The 13,834-nt window shown below is 63.9% G+C and carries 14 protein-coding genes and 1 pseudogene; 13 read left to right on the top strand and 2 right to left on the bottom strand.

What is annotated here, in order from left to right:
• Positions 1 to 135 precede the first annotated feature (135 nt).
• The 7 genes from WAO18_RS18515 to WAO18_RS18485 all read left to right on the top strand — a co-directional run bounded on the left by WAO18_RS18515 (position 136) and on the right by WAO18_RS18485 (position 6,576).
• Positions 136 to 1,320: an acyl-CoA dehydrogenase family protein gene (locus WAO18_RS18515; RefSeq protein WP_422207689.1), complete on the top strand. Its 1,185-nt coding sequence runs from the start codon at positions 136 to 138 to the stop codon at positions 1,318 to 1,320.
• An 11-nt stretch (positions 1,321 to 1,331) separates the two neighbouring features.
• The gene (gene bphC / locus WAO18_RS18510) at positions 1,332 to 2,240 is read left to right on the top strand and encodes a biphenyl-2,3-diol 1,2-dioxygenase (protein ID WP_422207688.1); all 909 of its coding nucleotides are present in this window, start codon (positions 1,332 to 1,334) and stop codon (positions 2,238 to 2,240) included.
• Positions 2,237 to 3,703 carry an FAD-dependent oxidoreductase gene (locus WAO18_RS18505; RefSeq protein WP_422207687.1) on the top strand — a complete coding sequence of 489 codons (1,467 nt, stop codon included), beginning with the start codon at positions 2,237 to 2,239 and terminating at the stop codon, positions 3,701 to 3,703. Before bphC ends, WAO18_RS18505 begins: the two co-directional genes overlap by 4 nt.
• A 137-nt stretch (positions 3,704 to 3,840) precedes the next feature.
• Positions 3,841 to 4,692 (top strand): IclR family transcriptional regulator, encoded by an 852-nt coding sequence (locus WAO18_RS18500; RefSeq protein ID WP_422207686.1) that lies wholly within the window; start codon positions 3,841 to 3,843, stop codon positions 4,690 to 4,692.
• Positions 4,689 to 5,609 (top strand): alpha/beta hydrolase, encoded by a 921-nt coding sequence (locus WAO18_RS18495; RefSeq protein ID WP_422207685.1) that lies wholly within the window; start codon positions 4,689 to 4,691, stop codon positions 5,607 to 5,609. Before WAO18_RS18500 ends, WAO18_RS18495 begins: the two co-directional genes overlap by 4 nt.
• Before the next feature lie 3 nt (positions 5,610 to 5,612).
• Complete coding sequence (locus tag WAO18_RS18490; protein WP_422207684.1) at positions 5,613 to 5,960, top strand: hypothetical protein; 348 nt, start codon at positions 5,613 to 5,615, stop codon at positions 5,958 to 5,960.
• Positions 5,953 to 6,576 (top strand): Dabb family protein, encoded by a 624-nt coding sequence (locus tag WAO18_RS18485; protein WP_422207683.1) that lies wholly within the window; start codon positions 5,953 to 5,955, stop codon positions 6,574 to 6,576. Before WAO18_RS18490 ends, WAO18_RS18485 begins: the two co-directional genes overlap by 8 nt.
• A 1-nt stretch (position 6,577) precedes the next feature.
• Here WAO18_RS18485 and WAO18_RS18480 read toward each other — a convergent pair whose 3' ends face one another.
• Positions 6,578 to 7,465, bottom strand: a complete 888-nt coding sequence (locus WAO18_RS18480; RefSeq protein ID WP_422207682.1) for an SDR family NAD(P)-dependent oxidoreductase — start codon at positions 7,463 to 7,465, stop codon at positions 6,578 to 6,580.
• The gene (locus WAO18_RS18475; protein WP_422207681.1) at positions 7,462 to 9,384 is read right to left on the bottom strand and encodes an NAD(P)-binding domain-containing protein; all 1,923 of its coding nucleotides are present in this window, start codon (positions 9,382 to 9,384) and stop codon (positions 7,462 to 7,464) included. Before WAO18_RS18475 ends, WAO18_RS18480 begins: the two co-directional genes overlap by 4 nt.
• A gap of 101 nt (positions 9,385 to 9,485) precedes the next feature.
• Here WAO18_RS18475 and WAO18_RS18470 point away from each other — a divergent pair, with 101 nt between their 5' ends.
• The 6 genes and pseudogenes from WAO18_RS18470 to WAO18_RS18445 all read left to right on the top strand — a co-directional run.
• A complete protein-coding gene (locus WAO18_RS18470; protein WP_422207680.1) occupies positions 9,486 to 9,965 on the top strand; it encodes a nuclear transport factor 2 family protein in 480 nt (159 codons plus the stop codon).
• Positions 9,962 to 10,792 carry an SDR family NAD(P)-dependent oxidoreductase gene (locus WAO18_RS18465; RefSeq protein ID WP_422207679.1) on the top strand — a complete coding sequence of 277 codons (831 nt, stop codon included), beginning with the start codon at positions 9,962 to 9,964 and terminating at the stop codon, positions 10,790 to 10,792. Before WAO18_RS18470 ends, WAO18_RS18465 begins: the two co-directional genes overlap by 4 nt.
• A complete protein-coding gene (locus WAO18_RS18460) occupies positions 10,789 to 11,829 on the top strand; it encodes an alpha/beta hydrolase (RefSeq protein ID WP_422207678.1) in 1,041 nt (346 codons plus the stop codon). Before WAO18_RS18465 ends, WAO18_RS18460 begins: the two co-directional genes overlap by 4 nt.
• Positions 11,819 to 12,895 carry a hypothetical protein gene (locus tag WAO18_RS18455; protein ID WP_422207677.1) on the top strand — a complete coding sequence of 359 codons (1,077 nt, stop codon included), beginning with the start codon at positions 11,819 to 11,821 and terminating at the stop codon, positions 12,893 to 12,895. The genes WAO18_RS18460 and WAO18_RS18455 overlap by 11 nt, the downstream gene beginning before the upstream one ends.
• Positions 12,892 to 13,326 carry a nuclear transport factor 2 family protein gene (locus WAO18_RS18450; protein WP_422207676.1) on the top strand — a complete coding sequence of 145 codons (435 nt, stop codon included), beginning with the start codon at positions 12,892 to 12,894 and terminating at the stop codon, positions 13,324 to 13,326. The genes WAO18_RS18455 and WAO18_RS18450 overlap by 4 nt, the downstream gene beginning before the upstream one ends.
• 17 nt (positions 13,327 to 13,343) lie before the next feature.
• A pseudogene (locus WAO18_RS18445) lies at positions 13,344 to 13,834 on the top strand (SDR family NAD(P)-dependent oxidoreductase); the annotation flags it as partial.

Genomic DNA, 13,834 nt, shown 5'->3' with positions numbered 1-13,834 from the left:
GGCCAAGGCGGTTTCCCGGTCATTGGACATCGCGGTCGATCGCAGAGGTTTTCCGTCCGCTCAACGGGATCGGCAGCGGACAAGCGGTGCACTGCGGTAGACCATCACTAGGCCTAGAGACCGGAGGACGACATCATGAGCGAACGTGCACTCGACCGAGTGATGCACATGGCCGACCAGTTGCGCGAACAGGCCGCCGATGCCGAACAGATCGGACGACTCACCGACGACACCGTCAAGATGATGAAGTCGGCCGGGTTGATCCGGTTGCTCCAGACCAAGCAGTACCAGGGGTTCGAGGTCCACCCACGGGAATTCGCCGAGACGACGATGGCGACCGCGGCGCTGGATCCGGCCGCCGGCTGGATCGTCGGTGTGGTGGGCGTTCACCCTTACCAGTTGGCCTACGCCGACCCGAAGGTTTCCGCCGAGATCTGGGCAGACGACGTCGACACCTGGATGGCCTCGCCCTATGCACCGCAGGGTGTGGCCCGGCCCGTCGACGGCGGCTACATCTTCAACGGACGCTGGCAGTTCAGCTCGGGCACCGACCACTGCGACTGGATCATCCTGGGCGCGATGCTCGGCGACGACAAGGGCATACCGCTGATGCCGCCGCAGATGCTGCACATGATCCTGCCCCGCAAGGACTACGAGATCGTCGAGGACTCGTGGAATGTGGTGGGGCTGCGCGGAACCGGTTCGAAGGACGTGATCGTCAAGGACGCCTTCGTGCCGACGTACCGGACTATGGACGCAACCAAGGTGATGGACGGCACTGCACAGCGCGAGGCCGGCATGACCGAGCCGCTGTATCTGATGCCCTGGTCGACGATGTTCCCGCTGGGGATTTCGGCCGCGACCATTGGGATCGCCGAGGGCGCGCTCGCGGCGCACTTGGACTATCAGCGGGCGCGGGTCGGTGCCACGGGAACCGCGATCAAGGACGATCCGTACGTGATGCATGCGGTGGGCGAGGCGGCCGCCGACATCAATGCCGCCCGTCAGGAATTGCTGGCCAACGCCGACCGCATCTACGAAATGGTTGCCGCCGGCAAAGAGGTGTCATTCGCAGACCGGGCAGCCGGCCGGCGTACCCAGGTTCGCGCCGTCTGGCGCGCGGTATCGGCCGTCGACGAGATCTTCGCGCGATCCGGTGGCAACGCCGCGCGGATGGACAAGCCGCTGCAGCGATACTGGCGCGACGTGCATGTCGGCCAGATGCACGCGATCCATGTGCCCGGCACTACGTATCACGCGGCGGCGCTCAGTTCGCTGGGCGTCGAACCCCCGGACGGCCCGTTGCGGGCACTGATTTAGGAAGACAGACCGTGAGCGATCTCAAAAGCCTTGGCTACATCACTATTTCGACCAACGACATCGCGCGCTGGCGGCAGTTCGCATTCGGCGTTCTCGGTTTCGCCGAGGGCAAAGGGCCCGACCCGTCCGCGCTGTACCTGCGGATGGACGAACGCGCGGCGCGAATGATCGTCGTGCCCGGAGACACCGACCGGGTGCTCACTGTCGGCTGGGAGGTGCGCGATCACCCGGCACTCCAGCGGGTCAAAGCGGCCCTGGACGGCGCGGGCGTGCCCTTCAAGCAACTGTCGAACGACGAGGCCGAGGACCGTCGCGTAGAAGAGGTGATCGCCTTCGACGATCCGGCCGGCACCACACTCGAGGTGTTCCACGGCGCGGTACTCGACCATAGTCCGGTTGTCACTCCGTTCGGGGCGACGTTCGTGACCGGGGATCAAGGCATGGGTCACGTCGTCTTGCCCGCAACCGATCCCAACGGGCTGTTCGACTTCTACACCGAGGTGCTCGGCTTCCGCTCTCGCGGCGCCTTCCGCGTTCCACTGCCCAAAGAGTTCGGCCCGGTCCGGGTTCGCTTCCTGGGTATCAACGAACGCCACCACAGCTTGGCCATCGTGCCGGCAGCGCATCAGCGTGACCCGCGACTGGTGCACATCATGGTCGAGGTGGACACCCTCGACGCGGTCGGTCGGGCACTGGATCGAGTCAATGCCGAAAGTTTCCAGTTGTCCTCCACCCTCGGCCGTCACACCAACGACAAGATGGTGTCGTTCTACGTTCGCGCACCCGGCGACTGGGACATCGAGTTCGGCACCGAGGGCATGCGAGTCGACGAAACCTTTTACACCGCAGAGGAAATCACCGCCGACAGCTACTGGGGCCATCAGTGGGTCGGCGAGATGCCAGCGGCCATGCGGCTATGAAGCCCGAGACCGACGTAACGCCGATCGCGGCGTCGTCGATCAGCTCGTGGGACCACGAGGCCGACGTCGTGATCGCCGGTTACGGAGTGGCCGGTGCGGCGGCGGCGGTTGAGGCAGCCCGATCCGGCGCCGACGTCCTGGTCCTGGAGCGCACCGGCTCCTGGGGCGGTGCGGCCGCGATGGCCGGTGGCTTCATCTACCTCGGCGGCGGTACCTCACTCCAAACCGCTTGCGGTTTTAACGATTCCGTCGACAACATGGCGGCCTTTCTCAACGTCGCGATGGGTCCCGGCGCCGACGAGAACCGGATCTCCGATTACTGTGCGGGCAGCGTCGCGCATTTCGATTGGCTGGTCGGCTGCGGCGTGCCGTTCAAAGCGGAGTTCTTCGCCGAGCCGGGCTGGGAGCCGATGGGCGACCAAGGGCTGATGTACAGCGGCGGCGAAAACTCCTACCCGTTCAACACGATTGCCACTCCCGCCCCGCGCGGACACGTGCCGCAGATGCAGAACAAGAAGCAGGGCGAGGCCAGCGCCGGCTACATGCTGATGAAGCCGTTGGTCGAGACGGCGACTGCAGCCGGTGCTCGGGCGCTCTACGACGTTCGGGTGCAGTGTCTGATCGTCGGATCCGACGGCAGAGTGGTCGGCCTGCGCGCCCGCCAATACGGCACCGACATGACGATCAGAGCCCGCACCGGTGTCGTGCTCGCGACCGGCAGCTTCGCCTACAACGACGAGATGGTGGAACGCTTCGCCCCGCGGATCGCCGGACGACCGGCCGCGTCGATCGAGCAGCACGACGGTCAGGCGATTCGGATGGCGCAGGCGTTGGGTGCCGATCTGGCCCACATGGACGCCACCGAGGTCGCAATCTTCATCGATCCCCAACAGCTTGTGCGCGGCATCCTGGTCAACGGCCGCGGTCAGCGCTATGTCGCCGAGGACACCTACCCCGGCCGGGTCGGTCAGCTCACCCTTTACCACCAGGACAACACGGCCTACCTGATCATCGACAGCGACGCACAGGACGACGCGATGGCCTCGTGGTCCCCGAAGTTCCTCCTGCGGGAGGCGACCTGGGTCGCCGACACCGTCGCCGGCCTGGAACGCGACATGGGGCTGCCGCCGGGTTCGCTGCAGGCGACCGTGGCCGCCTACAACGAAGGTGCGGCTCGCAGCGAAGATCCGTTGCTGCACAAGAAGCCTCAGTGGATCAAGCCGATAGGCTCGCCGGTCGGCGCCATCGATCTGCGCGAAAACACCGGCGGATTCACCCTGGGCGGGCTGGCAACCACGTTGGACGCCGAGGTACTGCACGTCAACGGGGAGCCCATCCCGGGGCTGTTCGCCGCGGGCCGTTCCACCGCCGGGCTGGCCGCGTGGGGCTACGCCAGTGGAGTATCGCTGGGCGACGGCAGCTTCTATGGTCGCCGGGCGGGTCGGTCAGCGGCCAAGGGCTGAGCTGCGCCGATAGTCCAACGCCAGCCAGTCGTCTCGGCAAATTTGGTGCGTCTAGTGACAGCGGACACATCCATGTGCTAAGAATCTATATGACTATTAGTCATATGCCATCCAGGTATACAAGGGTTGGAGAATCGATGCCCGAGAGTGTCAGAAGCAGTGCAGCCGCCGGGTCCGCCACTCCCAGCGCCGTCATCGATCGGATCTCGCTGGTCCTCGACGCCTTCGACGGGCCGGGCCGGCTCACCCTCGCCCAGCTCGTGCGCCGCACCGGGCTGCCCCGCTCGTCGGCCCATCGGATGCTCGAGCGACTGGTACAGCTGCGCTGGTTGCGCCGCAGTGGCCGCGATTACGAGCTCGGTATGCGGTTGGTAGAGCTGGGCTCCCTCGCGGTACACCAGGACCGCCTCGTGCGGGCGGCCCGCCCACTGCTGAGTGAATTGCACCGCGCCACTGGACTTGTCGTGCATCTCGCACTGCTGGATGGACCCGATGTGGTGTACCTAGAAAAGGTCGGCGGCCGGTTGGCGTCCGCAGTCCTCACCCGGGTCGGCGGTCGCCAGCCCGCGCACTGCACTGCCGTCGGCAAGGCCATCCTGGCCTTCCGCGATGAGGATGCCGAAGTCGACCTGCAATTCCGCAAGACGAAGTATTCGATTTCCGCCAGCACGCAACTGGCCCACGAACTGGCCAAGGTTCGCGCACGCGGCATCGCGTTCGAGCGCGAAGAGTCGCAACTCGGGTTCGGTTGCGTTGCAGCCCCTATCGGCGGCCCCGGCGAGGCGGTCGCGGCCGTATCGGTCTGCGGTCCGATGAATCGGATGATGTTAGATCAGCGCCTCGCCGCCCCGATCCGGATGACGGCGATGAGCATCTGGCGCAACGTCGAAGACGGCCCGCAGCGGGTCGCACCGACCCTACAGCCGTTGCGACCGTTGCTGCCGTGTCGTCCCGTTTCCACAGCACGACCGGCGTTGCAGTACGCGTGAGCCTCGATCCGCAACTCGCCCCGTTGATCGAGGCACTGGACGCCGGCTTCCCGCCGGTGCACACAATGACCGGAGCACAGGCCCGCGAGCTCATCCGGTCGCGGTTCGCGCCGCCACTCGAGCCCGAACCAGTGGCCGAGGTCCGCGACGCCGTCGTATCAGGGCCCGGCGGTGACATCCCGGTACGGTTATATCGACCTGCCAGTGATGGGCGCCTTCCCGCTGTCGTCTACGCGCACGGGGGCGGGTTCGTATTCTGCGACCTGGACAGCCACGACGGTCTATGCCGTGATATCGCCAATCGTATTCCGGCCGTTGTCATTTCCGTGGACTATCGCCTAGCGCCGGAACATCAGTGGCCCGCTGCGGCCGAAGATGTCTACGCGGTGGCCCAGTGGGCAGCGGAGCACGCCGACGACACCGGTGCTGACGCCGCGCGCATCGTGGTGGGTGGCGACAGCGCGGGGGGCAACCTTTCCGCCGTCGCCGCATTGATGACGCGTGACCGTACCGGTCACCCGATCGCGGCGCAGTTGCTGATCTATCCGGTGATCGCCGCCGACTTCGACACCGAGTCATATCGGTTGTACGGCAAGGGTTTCTACAACCCGCAGCCGGCGATGCGATGGTACTGGGACCAGTACGTGCCGGTGGCTCGCGATCGAGACCACCCGTACGCCTCACCGTTGCGAGCGAACCTGGAAGGCTTGCCACCCGCGGTCGTCGTCATCGCCGGCCACGACCCGTTGCGGGACGAAGGCATCGCCTTCGCCGACGCACTCGACGCCGCGGGCGTCACCACTTCGCGATGCGTCTTCGAGGGCGGCATCCACGGGTTCATGACGATGCCCACGCTCGGCATCGCGCAGCGGGCACGCCAACAGGCCTGTCGGGAGCTGTCCCGGCTGCTTGGTTAAGTCATGTCCGGCGGTCGGGTTTATGTCATCGACAGAATGGTGGCCAGACCCGGTTGCGCCAGAACGCTTGTCGATATGTATCTCTCCGAATACGTGCCGGGCGCCGGCGACCGCGGCATGACGTTGAATGACGTCCTGGTCAGCCCACCAATCTGGTCTGACGACCTGTCCAACACCATCACGATCACCTGGACCCTGCCCAGCACGCAGGCATGGTGGCAGATGACGTGGAAGGGTCGCCCGGACGCAAGATTGGGTGAATGGTGGTCACGGATAGACGCATTGGTTGTCGAGCGAACTCGGTCGTTCGCCGCCGCGCCCGACGATGTCGAAGGGCTATGTGATGTATAGCGTCACCCGACTCCTCGACGTCGTCGCCGGTGAGCGCGATCGCGTCGTGGCCACGGCACGGGCTGCTGCCACAGCCACCGGCGCTGATATACATCTCGTCGAACCCACACTTCCTGGTTCGCGCAACGGCGGCGACGTTCTGGTTCATCTGAGATTCGGTTCCATTCGGAATTGGTGGTCGGCTGCAGACTGTTTCACCGACGCATTGCAGGACCCAGCCATCACCCGCATCAACGGTGCCGGCTACGCGGGCTCGCCGACACGCGACGACGACGGTACTGTCTATCGCACTCTGCTGCTGCGGGTTTCACCGGAAGTTTCCACGGATACGGTGGCACGTTTTGAAGGCGAGCTGCGGTCGATGACGCGCTTCATACCGTCGATCAGAGCATGGCAGCTCAGCCGCGTCGACGATGCGATCGGCGATTCCCAGTGGACGCACGTGTTCGAGCAAGAGTTCAATGATGTCGACGGTCTGATAGGTCCCTATCTCATGCATCCGATCCACTGGGCGGTGGTTGACCGCTGGTTCGATCCCGAATGCCCCGACGTGATTGTCCGAGATCGGTTGTGCCACAGCTACTGTCAATCCGATCGCGGCGTTCTCCGGTCGTAAGTCACATCCCGGCGGCGACCACATTGGGGTTCGAGCCCGCTGGCGGCGGCAACGGCTGCAGCACTGCCGCGCCGTCGAGGCTGTGCACCGGCAGCCGCTGGGACCACGGGTAGTGCAGGCTGAACGCCACCAGGCCCGTGCGATCTGCGGCCGGCAGATGGCACATCGCCAGTACTGTTTCGGCCAGATACTCGACCGGCTCGGTGGGAAAGTCTTCTGGAATCAGTTGCGCTGCCCCCGGTGTGTTAATCGCGGTCGACGGTCCGACACAGTTCACAGCGATGTTGTCGTCCACCAACTCGGCGGCGACGCCCTGAGTGAAGCGATGCAACGCAGCTTTGCACGAGGCGTAGATGACGTCACCGGCTATCCTGTTGTAATCGCGGTACGGCCGTATCGGGGCCACGCCGGTAACCGATCCGATATTGACGATCCACCCGCCGCCCTGTTTGCGCATATGCGGCACCGCCGCCTTAGTGAGGACGAACGGGGTCCGTAGATAATGCTCGACAGTCCGGTCAAAGGTCTCCATCGACATCTCGTCGACCACCGCGTAATCGGCGAAACCGGCGTTGTTGACCAGGATGTCGACGCGGCCGGTGCGGTCCAGCACCGCGTCGATCAGGCCACCTCGCGCGGTGGCATCCTCGAGGTCGGCGGCGAGCCCGAACGCAGATCCACCTGTTGCTTCGATCAGCGACACGGTCTCGGCAATCGTGCCCGGCAGCGCCAACGCCGCGCCGCCCCGGCTGGACAGCGACGGCCCGCACGCCCGTGCCGTCACCGCGACCATCGCGCCCTCCGCCGCCAGTCGCTGAGCAATCGCCCGGCCGATACCACGGCTGCTGCCGGTGACCAAAGCTGTTTTGCCGGAGAGTATTTGGCTCACCGTAGAACGAAGTCCTCTTCGATCGGCGCGCGATGCTGTTGCCAGACATCCACCAGCCGATACGGGGTGGCTACCACGACCCGACCGGAGCCTGACCGATAGTACGTATGTGCGCTCGGCGTATGACACCAGACGGTGCGGCTCATCGCCTCGTCGATCGCCGCGACGTAGTTCTTATATGCGCGCTGCGTGACCTCCATCGTGGCTGCTCCGCGGAGTGCCATCATCTGCAGGCATTCGACGATGTAGTGCGCGAGCACCTCCATCGAGAAGTTCGCGCCCGCGCCGTGGCCAGGACTGTAGTTGGGCGCCGACATCGTGAACAGATTAGGAAAGCCGGGCACGGTGCCCCCACGGTAGGAACGCGGGCTGTCGCCCCATTCATCGGTCAGCTTCTTGCCGTGCCGGCCTCTGATGTCGACGGTCGACAGAAAGTCCAGGTGATAACCGGTGGCGTAGATGATGACATCCACGTCGACCTGCCGACCTTCTTGAGTGACAATGCCATTCGCGTTCACCTCGGCGGGTTCGCTGGCCTCGACGTCGACGTGATCCCGAGTCAACGCCGCATAGTAGCCGCCCGGATCGCGGATAATCCGCTTTCCGTACGGCGCAAAGTCAGGGGTGACCTTCTTCGCCAGCTCGGTGCCCTTGCCGAAGGTGCGGTCGATGTAATCCAGACATATCTGCAACAGAATGTCGTTGGCCGGTGAAATGGACAGGTGATCCTTGGCCCACTCCGGGTCTTGAAGAATGACTGGGTAATTATTGTCCGCCGTACCCCAGTAGGACTTCAAGCGGTTCCAGTGCGCGTAGTACGGCAGGTGCCTGCCCAGGTATCGCTTGTAGGCCGGCACATCATCGGTGAGCCGCTTTCGTGGCGCCACCCAATGCGGCTGGCGCTGAAACACCGTCAGATGGTCCACCTGGTCGGCGCAGGCGTCGACGATCTGCACGGCGGTGCAACCGGCGCCGATAATCGCCACTTTTTTGTCGGTGAGATCTAGCGAGGAATCCCATCGGGCGGAGTGAATACTGATGCCCGCGAACGTTTCCCGGCCCCGGATCTCGGGCCACCGTGGTCGATTCAGATAGCCGGCCGCGGTCACCACCGCTGTGGCGTAGCTGACATCACGCCGGCCGGCGACGTCAACCCAATGGATCTGCCACTGCTTGCGGTCCTCGTCCCACCAGAGCGCCTCTACCTCGGTGCGAAACCGGATGTGATCGCGCAGCTTGTGTTTGTCCGCCAGCTTGACCAGATACGCTTGATACTCCGCCCCCTGCGGGTAGTAACTTGTCCAGTCTGGATTGACCTCCCGCGACAACGAGTAATACGCCGAGGGAGTATCGACCCCGATGCCGGGGTAGACGGTGGTGTACCAGGTTCCGCCTATCTCCGCATTGCGGTCGAAGATCGTGTAGCGCACGCCTTCTTCGGCTGCTGCGAGTGCAACGCTGATCCCGGCGATGCCTGCTCCAACGATGGCGATTTCGAAGCTGTTTGGGATCGGGACAGTGCGTGGCAGTGTCGGCTGCGACCGCCGAAATCCACCTTGCTCAAGCATTAGATCGACGTGCTCGTCGTCGACCTGCGAACCGAGTGCGATCGGCAGTAGTCGCGCAAAGAACTCGCGGTCGCAGGGAGAAACCGCGTCGGGTTTCGGCGACTGGCCCAACGCATCCACGATGTGCTCGACCAACGTCGCCGCCGTGTCGGTGTCGGTGACACCGGCCCGCTCCGGCGGATCAGGCAGGTGCGAAATCCTGGAGGCGTAGGTGTCGATCACGCCGGGGTCGCCGGTCAGCTGGGCCAACACCGCCGTCAAGACGCCAGGGTCGGCCAGTCGCAGGTTGTCTCGCAGTTCGTCCATGTCAGCGTGGCCCGGGGTCGGCGTCGATTCCGTGGCTGCGGTCATGATCTCGAGTATCGAAGCCGAGTGCAGGTTCTGCCAGCCTGTGTTCCACTCATCGGGCAACTCCACAGCTCGTCGTGCCGTACGAGAGTTGACTTGCCGGTATGACCAACGACATCACGCTGTCGGAGCTTCAGGAATTCATCGGCGGCTTCTGGTATGCCTACGACGAGGCACACTACGACGATCTAGCGGCAAGCTACGCCGAGGACGTCCACTACGTGACACGAAGCGACAGCGGCGCCAGTCCATTCGAAGAACTAATGTCGCCAGAAATGCACGGCCGCGAGGCGGTGATGCACTGGCTGATCCAGCACCGCAAGGAGAGTCCCTACCCGCTGCGGCACCACGCCACCAACATCCACCGTACCGGCGCCGATGGCGTGGTCACCACGGCCCGCTTCTACATTCTCGTTAACCAGATCGCCAACTTCGTGCCATTCCCGGTGTCTAGCGGAGTGGTCGACGTCGGCGTACGTCGCGAATCCTCCGGTCTTGTCTTCACCGAGATGGGCGTCGTTCTGGACACTCAGAATTCCGTGTTGCTGTCGGAGCTGACCGCCGACAGCCCCGCGGGTTCATGAGCGCTCGAGACACCTTCTCCGGCGGCACCGCGGTGATCACCGGGGCCGGTGCCGGTATCGGCGCGGGCATCGCTCGGTATGCGAGCCGGTTAGGTATGACAGTAGTCCTGGCCGATATCGACGGCGATGCTATTGCCACGATCCGCGACGAGCTGTCCGCGGCTGGCGGCGACGCCCGTGACGTCGTCTGTGACGTGCGGGACGTTGACGCCATGGAAAGCCTGGCCGACAACACTTTTCGGGAGTTCGGTCCGGTGCGTCTGCTGGTCAACAACGCCGGAATCGAACAGTTCGGTTATCTGTGGGACACACCGATCGCCAATTGGCAACGAGTGCTGGATATCAACGTCAGCGGAGTCTTTCACGGCGTGCGTGCGTTCCTGCCGAGGATGATGGCCTGCGACGAAGAAACCTGGGTGTGGAACCTGTCGTCCGTCGGGGGGGTGGTAGCAATTCCATTGCAGGCGCCCTACATCCTGAGCAAACACGCAGTACTGGCGTTGACCGAATGCCTGCATCTGGATGTCCAGACCGCAGGCCACGCCGGCCATATTCATGTTCAGGCGGTTTTGCCCGGTGCGGTGGTGTCCAACATCTTTGAGTCGGCCGGTGGCGTCGACGCCGGTGATATCGCTGCCGCCGACGCACAACGATCGGCGATGCTGCGCATCAAGGCCGCGGCGATGGATCCACTGGCGGCAGCCGAGACCATCTTCGAACAGTCCGCGGCCGGAAAGTTCTATCTGCTGACGCAGGATTCGGTCAGCACGGCAATGACCGAACGAGCGAACATCCTTGTTGCACAACGTCCACCGACACTCCGATGACACAGCCCGTCCTGGATCCAGATGCTGCCGCACGCCTAGCGTCATTCGGCGACGTTCCGCCGATGCGACAACGGGGCTTGGCGGCCATTCGTACCGCGATCGAGTCAGTGCCACTCCCGGAGGACATGCCCGCGATGGCCGACATCACAGACGTCGCGATACCCGGGTCCGATGGCTCCCTCGACATCCGGATCTACCGTCCGACAAACGAATCCGCGCAGCCGGTGCTGGTGTACTTCCACGGCGGCGGGCTCGTCATGGGCTCTAACCACTCGTTCGAACCATTAGCCCGCGCGTTGGCATCGACGTCCAACGCCGCCGTGGTCGCCGTAAATTACCGCCTGGCCCCGGAATTTCGGCCACCTGCGCAGTTCGACGACGCCTTCGCAGCCATCCGATGGGTGGCGGACAATGCTGCCGACCTGAACGTAGACGCGGCACGTCTCGCCGTGGCCGGCGACAGCGCGGGCGGTGCTTTGGCCGCCGGGGTCGCGCTGGCCGCCCGCGATCGTGGCGGACCCGCTCTCTGCACGCAGGTGCTTCTCTACCCGGGTCTCGATCGCGACATGACCGCGTCGTCGATCGCAGCAATGCCGAACGCACCCATGCTCAGCCTCGACGACATCAACTACATGCACGCGCTGGTCGACGGCGACGATGGGCCGATGCACGACCCGTATCTGGTTCCCGCCTATGCCGACGATCTATCCGATCTACCACCGGCGATCGTGGTGACCGCGGAATGTGATCCCATCCGAGACTGGGCGGAGCGATACGCAGTTCGACTCCGCGACGCCGGTGTGCAGACCACCCTCACTCGCTATCCCGGTATGTACCACGGCTTTCTGATGCGGCCTGATGCGACCGCACGCGGTCGGCTGGCCATCGCCGAGGTCGGGGCACTGTTGCGCGCACGGTTCGCCAGGCCGTCACGAACGGATGTCCCAATCACCGGACACGACACAGCCGCGGCCCTGCGACAGTCGCACAATCACACCAATCCAAACCCGCATAAGGAGACAGCTGATGCTCACTGACGAGCGACGGATGGAGCTTTCCGACGTGCTGCGTCCGGTTGCCCCGCCACTCGAAATCGACAATGTCTATTCCGGCGACCAACGCAAACGTCTCCTCGATGTGGTGCGCACCAGCGGTCCGTGGAAGTTGATCATCGCGCAGCATTTCGCCTCGGCCGACGAGCTGATCGCGACCATGAGCGGAGCCTTCCCCGAAGGCTTCACCCCGTCGCTGGACCTGTTCCTCACGCCAACCTTCCGGGGCTACCTCGCCAACTACGGCGCGGTGCTGTACCCGCAGCTGCACGATTGTTTCTACAATGCCCAGTTCTTGGAACTGGCCAAAGGCTATTGGAATGCCAAATACGCCAAGCCGCAACTGATGCTATTCAACATCAACGGGCCGTGCGCCAATCGCGATCCGGGACACCTGGATTCGCCGAGCTTCCGCGGTGTTCGCCACGAGAACGCCCCGACGTGGCTCACCAGCGTCATGGGCAAGTCCGGCCTTTTCCAGGATTACCTGATCAAGATGGCGCAGGTCATCACCTGGTTCTCGCTGGATGGCGGCAGCGGATTCACTTACTGGCCCGACGGACCGTTACGGGCGCCCAGGCGGGTCCTGCCGCCGATCAACAACCGCGGCGTCGTCGTGCAGAACGAGATGATGCTGCACCGCGGCGAAGCGAACGGGCCACTAGGCCAACAGATTCCGGCCGGCCTGGCATTCGAGACCGTGTTCACCGGCGATCCTGACGACCGAAACTATTGGCTGCTCAAAACCGGCGACGAGGTTGTCGCCCGCCATCACACCAAAGAGTTGCGGTTGCTGGTGCACTGGTCGGCCGAGGTCTTTACGGACCATGCCGAACTGAGAAAGAACATGGAAGGTTCCGACGACCTGACCATCGAGCAGGCGATCGACACGATGGTCAAGGACGTCAATGCACAAGGCATCAAACTTGCGATGCCGGACGACCCACTGCACGACCCAGAGTTCATCCGCACCCTCAACGCGGCCTACGACCTCGGTGGGCCGACGACCTATCCCGAGGGAGCACCGATCAGCTCCTTCCAGCTTGCATGACGACGTGTGGTTGCGTCGACCGAACCGCGATTATCGAGCTCGTCAATAAGTACGCCACATGCCTCGATAACCGCGACTGGTCAGGGCTCGATGACGTGTTTCACCCGGATGCGAAGGGACACTACGGCTCCCCGGTCGAAGGCCGCGGTGCAATCATCGCCTCCATTCGCAGCTTTTTGGGTGGATGCGGGCCATCGCAGCACCTGCTCGGCAACTACAACGTCGACGTCGACGGCGACCACGCCAGGTCGTCGACGCAAGCGCGTGTCATTCACCTCGGCTCGGCTGATCGCGCCCGGCTGACGCCGTACGAAGCAATCGGAACCTATCACGACGAGCACGTGAGAACGCTTGAAGGATGGCGGATTATCAACCGGCACTTCGACGTCCGCATTTCAACCGGCGATATCGGTGTGCTGCGCCCGGGTTGATTGAAGGAAGGCGCAACATGAAGAGGTTCGACAACCGGGGGATCATCGTCACTGGGGCCGGATCGGGTATCGGCGCGGCCACCGTCGCCCGATTGCTCGCCGAGGGTGGCACGGTGACGGGCTTCGACGTCAACGAACAGGGGTTGATAGCCACTGCTGCGGCCACGGACGAAGCTGAAGACGCGAAGCGGCTACACACCGCCGTCGTTGATGTCTCCAGCGAGGACGCAGTCACACGTGCGGTCGCTGAGGCCATTGATAGGTTTGGGGGCCTTGATGTTTTGGTCAACGCTGCTGCAATCCAACGATGCTCCCACACTCACCAACACAGCCTGGCTGATTGGAATCGGACCCTGGCGGTGAACCTGACCGGCACATTTTGATGACTCGGGCAGCACTGCCGGCACTGTGCGAATCAGGACGAGGTGTCGTGGTGAATTTCACCTCCACCGCGGCATCGTTCGCCCATCCGTACATGGCCGCCTATGCCGCCAGCAAAGGTGGGATC

Source organism: Mycobacterium sp. (assembly GCF_049278535.1).
Taxonomy (GTDB): Bacteria; Actinomycetota; Actinomycetes; order Mycobacteriales; family Mycobacteriaceae; genus Mycobacterium.
This window is presented reverse-complemented; position numbering and strand designations above follow the sequence as displayed.

What these genes read in the sequence shown, in the direction of transcription:
- WAO18_RS18515 (WP_422207689.1), top strand. Translation starts at nt 136, where the DNA reads ATGAGCGAACGTGCACTCGACCGAGTGATGCACATGGCCGACCAGTTG.
- WAO18_RS18505 (WP_422207687.1), top strand. Translation starts at nt 2,237, where the DNA reads ATGAAGCCCGAGACCGACGTAACGCCGATCGCGGCGTCGTCGATCAGC.
- WAO18_RS18500 (WP_422207686.1), top strand. Translation starts at nt 3,841, where the DNA reads ATGCCCGAGAGTGTCAGAAGCAGTGCAGCCGCCGGGTCCGCCACTCCC.
- WAO18_RS18490 (WP_422207684.1), top strand. Translation starts at nt 5,613, where the DNA reads ATGTCCGGCGGTCGGGTTTATGTCATCGACAGAATGGTGGCCAGACCC.
- WAO18_RS18485 (WP_422207683.1), top strand. Translation starts at nt 5,953, where the DNA reads ATGTATAGCGTCACCCGACTCCTCGACGTCGTCGCCGGTGAGCGCGAT.
- WAO18_RS18475 (WP_422207681.1), bottom strand. Translation starts at nt 9,384, where the DNA reads ATGACCGCAGCCACGGAATCGACGCCGACCCCGGGCCACGCTGACATG.
- WAO18_RS18470 (WP_422207680.1), top strand. Translation starts at nt 9,486, where the DNA reads ATGACCAACGACATCACGCTGTCGGAGCTTCAGGAATTCATCGGCGGC.
- WAO18_RS18465 (WP_422207679.1), top strand. Translation starts at nt 9,962, where the DNA reads ATGAGCGCTCGAGACACCTTCTCCGGCGGCACCGCGGTGATCACCGGG.
- WAO18_RS18460 (WP_422207678.1), top strand. Translation starts at nt 10,789, where the DNA reads ATGACACAGCCCGTCCTGGATCCAGATGCTGCCGCACGCCTAGCGTCA.
- WAO18_RS18455 (WP_422207677.1), top strand. Translation starts at nt 11,819, where the DNA reads ATGCTCACTGACGAGCGACGGATGGAGCTTTCCGACGTGCTGCGTCCG.
- WAO18_RS18450 (WP_422207676.1), top strand. Translation starts at nt 12,892, where the DNA reads ATGACGACGTGTGGTTGCGTCGACCGAACCGCGATTATCGAGCTCGTC.